This window comes from Sphingobium cupriresistens LL01 (assembly GCF_001046645.1).
Lineage (GTDB): Bacteria > Pseudomonadota > Alphaproteobacteria > Sphingomonadales > Sphingomonadaceae > Sphingobium > Sphingobium cupriresistens.
In genome coordinates this window covers 809,466-821,388 of the sequence record NZ_KQ130434.1, presented here as the reverse complement: position 1 = coordinate 821,388, position 11,923 = coordinate 809,466, and the positions used below count along the sequence as shown (strand labels likewise).

The following is an 11,923-nucleotide window of genomic DNA, read 5'->3' as shown; positions in this document are numbered from 1 at the left end:
TTTACCGCCATTAGAGGCGCATCCGCACGCGTCTGTCCAGTCGTCATGACAGCAGCGATACGACATCCCCGCTGTCGCGCGCGACCGGGCGCGGCTGGACATGGACCAGCAACGCGTCGAGCTGGTCCCGCGCCTCCACCACGCCGCGCGCCAGCAGCCGCCCGCGCGCGTCGATCAGCGCGGCGGACGGTCGGTCGCCGGACCGGAAATCGCGCATCACCTCGGCGCTCATGATGACGTCGGTGTCGCGGATATGATGCTGGCGCAGCATGTCGCCATAATCTTCCGCCCGTCCTTCCCCCAGGAACAGCAGCCGCAGCCGCTTGCGATCGGTCAGCGCCAGCGCGTCGCGGATCGCGGCGCGGCTGGCGGGGCAATCGGGGCGGATGAACAGCAGCAGCAGCGCGCGCCCGTCCGCGCTCGGCCCGCCGATCGTCAGCATGTCCCCGGCCAGGGTCGGCGCGCTGACCACCGGGGCCGCGCCGCCGGGACCGGGCAGGCCGGCGCGCTGCGCGATCGGCATGGCGCGATCCTGCAACAGCCGCACCTGGCGCGCCAGCGCGACCACCGCCACGACCAGCAGGATGACGATGATCCAGAGGAGGAAGAGAGACGCGATCAGCACCAGGCGGTCATGCTCACAGACATTGGAGCATGGCGCTAACCCGGCGATCCGCGCCGCTCGATAGGGCGTTTGACGTAGGGCCTCGGCCGGGCATCCCGCTATGCCGGACGCAGGGTCGTTCGCAGGAACCCTTTGGGCGGCGCAGGCCGCCTCGCAGCAAGCACGCAAAAAGCCTCTCCCATAGCGGCTTGCTCCGGCCCGGACTCCTTACGGGTCCGGGCCGTCATATCGGGGTAAGCGCGCAATGCTACGTCGTTCACCCCATTGCCGCTCCGCCGCCCGCCCCTAGCTTCCGTGACAAAGGTCAGGGGCGTTAAAAGGGGGTAATGCGATGAGGCTGAAACATGCGCTGCTGGGCGCGTTGCTCGCCGCCACGGTGATTTCGTCGGCGGCGGTCGTCGCCCAGAATGACAAGCCCACCGTGCCCGCCGCGCTGGAAGCCAAGATCAAGACACTGTCCAAGGACAAGCGCGATTTCCTGACTTCCGACCCGGCCGAGATGTTCGCCGGCTCCTACGACAAATTGTTCGAGCGGCTGGCGACCAAGACACCGGAAGAAATCAGCGCCTATATCGAGGCGATGATGGACGCGGTGGCAGCATCAAAGTTCAACGCCAAGACCGACATGGCGGCGATCCCGCTCGATACTGACAATGAAAATTTCAACGGCTGGAAGCTGCGTCGTCCCGCTGGACTTGACCCCAAGCGCGAACCGGGGCCGTTTGAACTCAGCTATTACGCCCATGGTCGCGGCGGCGGCGTTTATGGCGGCGGCATCGCGACCTTCGCCGGCGCGCCGGTCGCGATCTTCCCGGAAGATCTGGTCGCGGGCAAGGTCGATGTCGCGATCGTCGGCGCCCCGCTGGACATGGGATCCGGCTATCGCGGGGCCAAGGGCGGGCCGTCCGCGATGCGCACCCAATATGGCGCGGGCGGCATCGACATGTACACGATGGTCGATCCGTCCAAGGAATTGAAGATCGTCGATTATGGCGACATCGCCGTCGACAATATGTCGACCGAGCGCACCGTCGCCCATGTCCGAGAACGGGTCGCCGAAATCGCCCGCACAGGCGCGATCCCCTTCATCGTCGGCGGCGACCATAGCCTGGAATATAGCGATGTCGCAGGGATAGCCGACGTCCATGGCAAGGGCAGTTTCGGCGTCGTCCATTTCGATTCCCACTATGATGCGGGCAAGGGCGGTGTCCATTTCATCACCCATGGCGCCCCGGTCTATCGCGCGGTCAAGGAAGGCCATGTGCTGGGCAAGAATTATATCCAGGTGGGCCTGCGCGGGCCATGGCCGGAGAAGGAAGGCTTTGAATGGATGCGCGACAATGGCGTGCGCTACCATGCGATGCCGGAGGTCGAGAAGAATGGATGGGCCGCGACGATGGAACGCGCGCTCAAGGAAGCGCGGGAGAGTGGCAAGAAGCTCTACGTCTCCTTCGACGTGGACGTGCTCGATCCCGCCTTCATCCCCGGCACCGGCACCCCGGTCCCCGGCGGGCTGACGATGCGGGAGGCGATCCCGATCGTGCGCCGTTTGTGCGCGGAAAATGACCTGGTGGGTTTCGAGATCGTCGAACTCGCCCCCGTGCTGGACCCGACCTATCGCAGCGCCTTGAACGCCAATTTCATCATGCACGCCTGCCTGACCGGGGTGGCGATGCGCAAGAAGGGGATCAGGCAGGCGGGCTATCTGTCCGACCTGACGACCGAGCATGGCCAACCCTTTTATGGCGACAAGGCGGCCAAGGACGGCAAGGCGGAGAAGGTCGATCCCGGTTTCGCGCGGGGCGGTCGTCGGCCGACGACCTGATCGGGTTATTGCGAATGAATGCGGAGGGGTAGCTGGCGGACGCGGGCCACCCTTTTCGTTACATACGTCATATGCCCCATGTCGCGACCTGCCTGCGCTAACCACATGTCTTACATGACCGTGCAACGCGCCATCACCGTGCCGCCCAAGTCCCGGCACCAGCGGGTGGACGGGCGCGCCATGGTCGCCTTTTCCCCGCGCGGCGTCCGCGACATGATGCAGGTGGCGCCGGCGCGGCTGCTGTTCCCCGATGGGCGCGAGGGTGATTTTCCCCTGGCCGTCACCGTCACCACCTGCGGCGGCCTGACCGGCGGCGATCGGCTGGCGCTCGACATCATCGTCGATCCCGGCGCGGCGGCGACGATCGTGCCGCAGGCAGCCGAAAAGCTGTACCGCGCGCTGGACGAGGACGAACCGACCCGCATCGACACCCGCATCAGCATCGGCGCGGGCGCGACCTGCGAATGGCTGGCGCAGGAGGCGATATTGTTCGACCGCAGCCGAATGCGGCGCACGCTCGAAGCGGACCTTGCGCCCGACGCGCGGATGCTGGCGATGGAGATGCTGGTGCTGGGGCGCGGCGCGATGGGGGAAATCTATGCCAGCGGCCTGATCCACGACGCCTGGCGCATCCGGTGCGACGGGCGGCTGGTCTGGGCCGACACGCTCCATGTCGAAGGCGATTTCGCAAGCCAGGGCCGCGCGCCCTTCGGCTTCGGCGACGCCACCGCGATCGCCACGCTTGTCTATGCCGGCCCGGACGCAGGCGACTATCTCGACCTGGCGCGCAGCCTGTTCGAAGGACCGGGCAACGGCGCGACCAGCTTCGACGGCCTGTTGATCCTGCGTCTGACCGCCGCCGATCCGCAGGCGCTGCGCAAGGATGTGATGCGCGCGGCGGGCATATTGCGCGCCGCCATTTTCGGATTGTCGCCAACCATGCCAACCATCTGTTACTGCTAGGGCCATGAATCTCACGGGGCGGGAAAAGGACAAGCTGCTGGTCGCGATGGCCGCGATGGTCGCGCGCGGCCGGCTGGCGCGCGGGGTGAAGCTGAACCATCCCGAAGCGATCGCGCTCATCACCGACCATGTGGTGGAGGGCGCACGCGACGGCCAGTCGGTCGCCGCATTGATGGCGAGCGGCGGCCATGTGCTGACCCGCGATCAGGTGATGGAGGGCATAGCCGAGATGATCCACGACATACAGGTCGAGGCGACCTTCCCCGACGGCACGAAGCTGGTCACCGTGCACAGGCCGATCCGGTGATCCCCGGCGAGATCATCCCCGCCAGCGGCGACATATTGCTCAACGAGGGGCGTGTCCCCGTCACCCTCACTATCGCCAATAGCGGCGACCGGCCGATCCAGGTCGGCAGCCATTATCATTTCGCCGAAACCAACCCGGCGCTGGTCTTCGATCGGGCAGCGGCGCGCGGCTATCGGCTCGACATACCGTCGGGCACTGCCGTCCGCTTCGAGCCTGGCCAGACGCGCGACGTGCAGCTCATTCCCTATGCCGGCGACCGGATCGTCATCGGCTTCCGCGGCGATATGATGGGGAAGCTCTGACATGCCCGTAACCATGACCCGCCGCGCCTATGCCGGCATGTTCGGCCCCACGACCGGCGACCGCGTGCGCTTGGGCGATTCCTCCCTCATCATCCGGGTCGAGGAAGACCGGACCATCTATGGCGAGGAAGTGAAGTTCGGCGGCGGCAAGGTGATCCGCGACGGCATGGGGCAAAGCCAGATGAGCCGGGCGGACGGCGCGCCCGACACCGTCATCACCAATGCGCTGATCCTGGATCATTGGGGTATCGTGAAGGGCGACGTGGCGATCCGCGACGGCCTGATCGCTGCGATCGGCAAGGCGGGCAACCCGGACGTCCAGCCCGGCGTCACCATTCCCATCGGGCCGGGTACGGAGATCATCGCGGGCGAAGGCCGCATCCTGACCGCGGGCGGGATCGACGCCCATATCCATTTCATCTGCCCCCAGCAGGTGGACGAGGCGCTGAATGCGGGCATCACCACCATGCTGGGCGGCGGCACCGGCCCGGCGCACGGCACGCTGGCGACCACCTGTACGCCCGGCGGCTGGCATATCGGACGGATGCTCCAGGCATTGGAAACCATGCCGATGAATTTCGGCCTGTTCGGCAAGGGCAATGCCAGCCAGCCCCAAGCGCTGGAGGAGATGATCCGCGCGGGCGTCTGCGGCCTCAAGCTGCACGAGGATTGGGGCACGACCCCGGCCGCGATCGATTGCTGCCTGTCGGTCGCCGACGACTATGACATCCAGGTCGCGATCCATACCGACACGCTCAACGAAGCGGGCTTCGTCGAAAGCACGGTCGGCGCGTTCAAGGGGCGCACCATCCACGCCTTCCATACCGAGGGTGCAGGCGGCGGCCATGCGCCCGACATCATCAAGGTCGCGGGCCTGCCCAACGTCCTGCCTTCCTCCACCAACCCGACCCGGCCCTATACCGTCAACACGATCGAGGAACATCTCGACATGCTGATGGTCTGCCACCATCTCGACCCGCGCATCGCCGAGGATGTCGCCTTCGCCGACAGCCGCATCCGCAAGGAGACGATCGCGGCGGAGGATATTCTCCACGATCTGGGCGCCTTTTCGATGATGTCGTCGGACAGCCAGGCGATGGGGCGCGTGGGCGAGACGATCATCCGCTGCTGGCAGAGTGCGGACAAGATGAAGCAGCAGCGCGGGTCGCTGGGATCGGACGATGCCGACAGCGACAATTTCCGCGTCAAACGCTACATCGCCAAATATACGATCAACCCGGCGATCGCCCATGGCATCAGCCATATCGTGGGATCAATCGCTGTTGGGAAGCTCGCCGATCTCGTGCTGTGGTCCCCCGTCTTCTTCGCGGTGAAGCCTGACATGGTCATCAAAGGCGGCAGCATCGCGACCGCGCCGATGGGCGACCCGAACGCCAGCATCCCCACGCCCCAGCCGGTCCATTACCGCCCGATGTTCGGCGCCATGGGCCGGGCTGGTGCCCTGTCGTCGCTGCATTTCGTATCGGCGGCGGGAATCGCCGATGGGATTGGCGAACGGCTCCACCTCGCCCGCCCGCTGGAAGCCGTGCGCAACACCCGCAGCGGCATCGGCAAGGCGTCGATGATCCTGAACGACGCGATGCCCGATATTCAGGTCGACCCCGAAACCTATGAAGTCCGCGCCGACGGCGAACTCCTCACCTGCGAACCGGCCAGCGTCCTGCCGTTCGCGCAAAGATATTTCCTGTTCTGATGGGTGCCGCGCCAACCCGATACAGCAATGTGCTCCCGCGCAGGCGGGAGCACATTATAGTCAATTTCGGAGCATCACCATGCTGACCGCCCACACCGTCCTCCCCCACGGCCACTGGTCCGGCCCCGCCGCGGACCATATCATGCTGGATCATGACGCGCGCCACCGCCGCCGCTGGGTCTATACCGCCGATCATGGCACGCTGTTCCTGCTCGACCTCGCCCGCGCAACCGTCCTCAACCATGGCGACGCGGTGCAGCTTTCCGACGGTCGGCTCATTGAAATCCTCGCCGCACCCGAAGCGCTGGTCGAAGTCACCGCCTCCGATCCGTCCGCGATGATCCGCCTCGCGTGGCATATCGGCAACCGGCATCTGCCCGCCGAACTGCACCCCCACGCGATCCGCCTGCGCGACGATCATGTCATCAACGCGATGCTGGAGGGGCTGGGCGCGACCGTCACCAAAATCCACGCCCCCTTCACCCCCGAAGGCGGCGCCTATTCCGGCGACGGCCACGGTCATGGCCATCATCATCATCACGGCCACGACCACAACCGCGATCACCACCATCACGACCATGCTGGCTGACGCCGCGCTCCACCGCCTGCTCGCCTGGACGTCGCCTTCCTATCCGGTGGGCAGCTTCACCTACAGCCACGGTCTTGAAACAGCGGTGGAGGATGGCCGCATCACGACGGCCGCTCATGTCGCCGCCTATGTCGAAGCGGTGCTGGCGCGCGGCGGCGGCTGGATCGACGCGGTGCTGTTCGTCCACGCCCACCGCGCCGCGCAGGACGATGCCGCCTTCGACGCCCTCTCCGAACTCGCCACCGCCTTTCGCGGCAGCAGCGAGACCGCGCTCGAAAGCCGCCAGCAGGGCGGCTCCTTCCTCTCGGTCACGCGCAAGGCATGGCCCCACCCCGCGCTCGACGCCTTCGCCGCGCGCAATGGCGATCACCCGATCGCCCACGCCACGGTCATGGCGCTCGCCTGCGCCGTCCACGAAATTCCGCTCGAACCGGCGCTGCACGGCTGGCTCCACGCCACCGCCGCCAATCTCGTCTCGGCGGGCGTCCGGCTCGTGCCGCTGGGCCAGACCGATGGCCAACTGGCGCTGGCCGCGCTATCCCACGCCATTCCCGCCATTGCCGCAAAAGCCCTCGCCACCCCGCTCGACGACCTCGGCACCGCCGCCCCGGAACTCGAACTTGCCAGCCTCTCCCACGAAACACTCTATACAAGGTTGTTCCGATCATGAATCCGGTTCTTTCTGGCACCAACGGTCCCCTTCGCGTCGGCATCGGCGGCCCGGTCGGCTCCGGCAAGACCGCGCTGACCGACCGCCTGTGCAAGGCGATGCGCGACCACTACAACATCGCCGCCATCACCAACGACATCTACACCCGCGAGGATGCGGAATTTCTCACCCGCTCCGGAGCGCTGGTGCCCGAACGGATCATGGGCGTGGAAACCGGCGGCTGTCCGCACACCGCGATCCGCGAGGACGCCAGCATCAACCTGGCCGCCGTCGATACGATGATCCGCAAATTCCCCGGCCTGGAGGTCATCTTTATCGAAAGCGGCGGCGACAATCTGGCCGCCACCTTCAGCCCCGAACTGGCCGACATCACCATCTACGTCATCGACGTGTCGGCCGGCGACAAGATCCCGCGCAAGGGCGGGCCGGGCATCACGAGGTCCGACCTGCTGCTCATCAACAAGATCGACCTCGCCCCGCTGGTGGGCGCGGACCTGGGCGTCATGGACAGGGACGCCAGGACGATGCGCGGGCAGCGCCCCTTCCTCTTCACCAACCTCAAGGACAATATCGGCCTGCCCGCCGTCATCGCCTTCATCGTCGCGACCGGCGGCCTGCGCCCTTATCCCGCCAGCCTCTGATGGACCGCGCCGCCTATGTCCCGCGCGAAAAACGGCTCTACAATAAATGGGTCGCCAGCCAGACATTGGAGGATTATGCCCTGCGCTACACCGCCGACAGCGCACGGCGCTGGTCGGCGGGCCAGGTGGCGGGCACCGCGATCGGCGCGACCGCCTTCCTCGCCTGCGAAGCGATCGGCGCGTCGATCACGCTCACCTATGGCTTCGCCAACAGCGTAGCCGCGATCGCCGCCGCGGTCGCTTTGATGTTCGTCATCGGCCTGCCGATCGCCTATCACGCCGCCAAGCATGGTCTGGACATCGACCTGCTGACGCGCGGCGCGGGCTTTGGCTATCTCGGCTCCACCCTCACCTCGCTCATCTACGCCAGCTTCACCTTCCTGCTCTTTTCGGTCGAAGCGACGATCATGGCGGTCGCCTTGAAAGCCATGACCGGGATGCCGATGAGCCTCGCCTATCTGGCGAGCGCGCTGGTGGTCATCCCCATCGCGCTCTACGGCATGAGCGCCATCACCCGCTTCCAGAACGCGACCCAATGGGTCTGGGTCATGCTACAGGTCGCGCCGATCGCCTATATCCTCTGGTCCGGGCCGGTGGCCTTGGCCGAATGGAGCCGCTTCACCGGCCAATTGGGCGCGAAGGACGGCAGCGTCAGCCTGCTCTATTTCGGCTTCGCGCTGTCCACCCTCCTCTCCCTTCTGCCGCAAATCGGGGAGCAGGCCGATTATCTGCGCTTCCTGCCCAGCGCGAAGACGATCGGCAAAGGCAAATGGTGGGCGGCGATGCTGGCGGGCGGGCCTGGCTGGACCTTGATCGGCGGCATGAAACTGCTGCTCGGTTCCTGGCTGGCGCATTTCCTGGTCAAAAGCGCGGCGTTGCAGAGCGAGGCGTCCAGCCCCACCGCGATGTTCCAGGGCATCTATACCGCCATGTCGGGCCATGCCGGCCTGTCGCTGATCCTGACCGGCCTGTTCGTCATCATCTGCCAGTTGAAGATCAACGTCACCAACGCCTATGCCGGATCGATCGCCTGGTCGAATTTCTTCGCCCGGCTGACGCACAGCCATCCCGGCCGCGTCGTCTGGCTGATCTTCAACGTGCTCCTCGCTTTGCTGCTGATGGAGGTCGGCATTTTCGACGCGATCGAGGCGATATTGATCCTCTACGCCACAGTCGCGGCAGGCTGGATCGGGGCGCTGGCCGCGGACCTGATGATCTCCAAGCCGCTGCGCCTGTCGCCCGCCGGGATCGAGTTCAAACGCGCCCATCTGTTCGACATCAACCCGGTCGGCATCGGCGCGATGCTGCTGTCCATTTCGGTGTCCGCCATCGCCCATTTCGGCCTGATGGGCGACATCGCCCGCGCCTTCGCCCCGGTGATCGGCATGGCGGTCGCTTTCACCACCGCCCCGATCATCGCGCTTATCACCCATGGCCGCTATTATATCGCGCGCCGGTCGCACTGGCCCGAAGGCAGCGATATAAAAACCTGCATCATCTGCGAGAACGCCTTCCAGCACGCCGACATGGCGCATTGCCCGATGTACGCCGCGCCGATCTGCTCGCTCTGCTGCACGCTGGAGGCGCGCTGCCACGACCGGTGCAAGACCGACAGTCGCGCGACGCAACAGGCCGCTCGCTGGCTGGAGCGCCTCCTCCCCCGCGCGATCGCCGATTATGTCCATACCCCGGTCGGGCATTTCATCGCCGTCATGAGCATCATCACCCTGGCGAACGGCGCCCTGATGGGCGGCATCGGCTGGCAGGTGGCGCGGCGCGCGCCGTCCTTCGCCGCGCAGACGTCCAGCCTGATGCTGGGCCTGTTCCTGCTCTTCTCGCTGCTGGGCGGGGTGATCGCCTGGATGATCGTCCTCGCCCACCAGAGCCGCCGCAGCGCGATGCAGGAAAGCGAGCATCATGTGCAAAAGCTGATGGAAGAGGTGATCGCGCATGACGTCACCGGCGCGGAATTGCAACGCGCCAAGGAAGCCGCCGAGGCCGCGAACGCCGCCAAGAGCCGCTATCTCGTCAGCGTCAGCCATGAGATCCGATCCCCGCTCAACAGCATCTACGGCTATGCCCAGTTGATGGAGCGCGGTCACGAGATCGCCCCGATCGAGGCGGCCAAGGTCATTCGTCGCAGCGCCGAACATCTGACAAATCTGGTCGAAGGGCTGATGGATATCAGCCAGGTCGAAAGCGGCGTGCTGCGCATCAGCAGCGAAACGGTGCGCCTGTCTCCCTTCGTCGATCAGATCGCCAATATGTTCCGCCCGCAGGCGCAGTCCAAGGGAATCGACTTCCTCTACGAGCGGCCCGAAAAACTGCCCGATTTCGTCCGCACGGATCAAAAGCGACTGCGCCAGATCCTGATCAATCTCCTGTCCAACGCGATCAAGTTCACGCGCAGCGGATCGGTCACCTTCCGCGTCCAGTATCGCAGCCAGATGGCCACGTTCGACATCATCGACACCGGCATCGGCATCGCGCCCGATGATCTAAAACGCATTTTCGATCCGTTCGAACGCGGCTCCAATCCCGATGCGCAAAAGCAGAAGGGGATCGGCCTCGGCCTCGCCATCACCCAGGCGCTGGTGCAGATTTTGGGCGGCGACCTGTCCGTGGTCAGCACGGCGGAGAAAGGCACGCAATTCACCGTGCGGCTGATGCTGGGCCATGTCGCGGGCGTGGCCGACAGCCAGCCGGTCGAAACGATCAAGGGCTATGAAGGCGACCGGCGCAAGATATTGCTGATTGACGATGACGCCGTCCAGGTGGCGGTGCTGCGCGGGCTGCTGGAGCCGCTCGACTTCATCGTGTTCGAGGCGCTGAACGGACGCACCGGCATGGAGATCGCCGCGCGCGAACAGCCCGACATCGTCCTGCTCGACATCTCCATGCCCGGCGAATCGGGTTGGGACATATGCCGGGCGCTGCGCGAAACGCTGGGCGGCGCGGTCCGCATCGTCATGGTGTCGGCCAATGCGCATGAGTTCCATCGCGGTGGCGATGGCCGCGCGGCGCATGACATGTTCCTGATGAAGCCGGTCGATCTCGACGCGCTGCTCGATGCAATCGCCGATCAGCTACGCATCCGCTGGACCGGCGACCTGCTGCCGACGCCTGCTCCCGCCATCGAAGACGAAGCGATGCCGCCCCTGCCGGAAGAAGCCGCGTCGATCCTGGCCGATATCGAGCAGAAGGCGATCATCGGCCATGTCCGCGGCATCGAATCCAGCATCCGCGCGCTGGAGGAAACCGTGCCCGACGCCGCCCCGCTTACCCGACGCCTCCTCGCCCATCTCGACCGTTTCGACCTCAAGGGGCTGATCAGAACCATAAGGGCCGCCCGATGACCACGCCTTCCCACACCGATACCGTCCTCGTCGTGGACGACACGCCCGAATCGCTGCGCTTTTTGACCGACACGCTGGAAGCGGCCAATATCTCCGTGCTGATCGCCACCAGCGGCGACGCGGCGATCGAGCTGCTGGACCATGTCGCCCCCGACCTTATCCTGATGGACGCGGTGATGCCGGGGCTGGACGGGTTCGAGACGACGCGCGCGATCAAGCAGATGCCCGCGGGCGCGCCGATCCCGATCATCTTCATGACCGGCCTCACCGAAAGCGAGCATGTCGTCCATGCGCTGGAGGCGGGCGGCGTCGATTATGTGCGCAAACCGATCGTGGTCGAGGAGCTGTTGGCCCGCGTGCGCGTGCATATGGCCAATGCGCGCCAGACCCAGGGCGGGCAGTTCGCGCTCGACGCCACGGGGCGGAACCTGATCGCGGTCGCAACCGACGGGCGGCTGAGCTGGAGCACGCCGGGTGCGGAGAAATTGATGGAGGCGCTGGCGCCGGGCTGGTCGCGCGGCGACGCCGCGCCGCCTGCGCTGCTGCGCAACGCCGTCGGACGGCTGCTGGCCGACGATCTCGCCCCCGGCGCGACGGCGAAGGCGGACAGCGGCCAGGGCGATACGGTCGAACTCATCATCGTCGGGCGACCGCGCCGCGACGAGATATTGATCCGCCTCAACCATATCGACCCGCAGGCCGACATCGGCCGGCTCCAAAGCCATTTCGGCCTGACCCAGCGCGAGGCCGAAGTGTTGCTGTGGATCAGCTACGGCAAGCCCAACCGGGTCATCAGCGAGATATTGGTCATCAGCCCGCGCACCGTGAACAAACATCTGGAGCAGATTTTCGAGAAACTGGGCGTGGAAACGCGGGCTGCGGCGGCCGCCTTCGCGGTGCGGGTGATCGCGCATTGAGCCCCCCTCTCCCC

11 protein-coding genes are annotated in these 11,923 nt (G+C 65.9%); 10 read left to right on the top strand and 1 reads right to left on the bottom strand.

The features are described 5' to 3' along the window. Positions 1-43 precede the first annotated feature (43 nt). Positions 44-625: a thioredoxin domain-containing protein gene (locus V473_RS04005; protein ID WP_066600870.1), complete on the bottom strand. Its 582-nt coding sequence runs from the start codon at positions 623-625 to the stop codon at positions 44-46. A 331-nt stretch (positions 626-956) separates the two neighbouring features. Here V473_RS04005 and V473_RS04000 point away from each other — a divergent pair, with 331 nt between their 5' ends. From V473_RS04000 to V473_RS03955, 10 genes are all read left to right on the top strand, one after another. Then, entirely contained in the window at positions 957-2,450 is a 1,494-nt protein-coding gene (locus V473_RS04000; protein ID WP_066600868.1) for an agmatinase family protein, read from the top strand. Positions 2,451-2,555: 105 nt separating this feature from the next. After that, entirely contained in the window at positions 2,556-3,413 is an 858-nt protein-coding gene (locus V473_RS03995; RefSeq protein ID WP_066600866.1) for an urease accessory protein UreD, read from the top strand. Between the two features lie 4 nt (positions 3,414-3,417). Next, positions 3,418-3,720 (top strand): urease subunit gamma, encoded by a 303-nt coding sequence (locus V473_RS03990; protein ID WP_066600864.1) that lies wholly within the window; start codon positions 3,418-3,420, stop codon positions 3,718-3,720. Beyond that, positions 3,717-4,022 carry an urease subunit beta gene (locus tag V473_RS03985; RefSeq protein ID WP_066600862.1) on the top strand — a complete coding sequence of 102 codons (306 nt, stop codon included), beginning with the start codon at positions 3,717-3,719 and terminating at the stop codon, positions 4,020-4,022. Before V473_RS03990 ends, V473_RS03985 begins: the two co-directional genes overlap by 4 nt. A gap of 1 nt (position 4,023) precedes the next feature. Then, positions 4,024-5,736 (top strand): urease subunit alpha, encoded by a 1,713-nt coding sequence (ureC, locus tag V473_RS03980; protein ID WP_066600860.1) that lies wholly within the window; start codon positions 4,024-4,026, stop codon positions 5,734-5,736. Positions 5,737-5,815: 79 nt separating this feature from the next. Further along, positions 5,816-6,325: an urease accessory protein UreE gene (gene ureE, locus V473_RS03975; RefSeq protein ID WP_066600859.1), complete on the top strand. Its 510-nt coding sequence runs from the start codon at positions 5,816-5,818 to the stop codon at positions 6,323-6,325. Then, on the top strand, positions 6,258-6,995 hold the full coding sequence (locus V473_RS03970) for an urease accessory protein UreF (protein ID WP_244884336.1): 738 nt from the start codon (positions 6,258-6,260) through the stop codon (positions 6,993-6,995). Before ureE ends, V473_RS03970 begins: the two co-directional genes overlap by 68 nt. After that, the gene (ureG, locus tag V473_RS03965; protein ID WP_066600858.1) at positions 6,992-7,636 is read left to right on the top strand and encodes an urease accessory protein UreG; all 645 of its coding nucleotides are present in this window, start codon (positions 6,992-6,994) and stop codon (positions 7,634-7,636) included. The genes V473_RS03970 and ureG overlap by 4 nt, the downstream gene beginning before the upstream one ends. Next, positions 7,636-10,992, top strand: coding sequence for a hybrid sensor histidine kinase/response regulator (locus V473_RS03960; RefSeq protein WP_066600857.1), 3,357 nt, complete (start codon positions 7,636-7,638; stop codon positions 10,990-10,992). The genes ureG and V473_RS03960 overlap by 1 nt, the downstream gene beginning before the upstream one ends. After that, positions 10,989-11,909 carry a DNA-binding response regulator gene (locus tag V473_RS03955; RefSeq protein ID WP_066600856.1) on the top strand — a complete coding sequence of 307 codons (921 nt, stop codon included), beginning with the start codon at positions 10,989-10,991 and terminating at the stop codon, positions 11,907-11,909. Before V473_RS03960 ends, V473_RS03955 begins: the two co-directional genes overlap by 4 nt. The last annotated feature ends 14 nt before the right edge of the window (positions 11,910-11,923 follow it).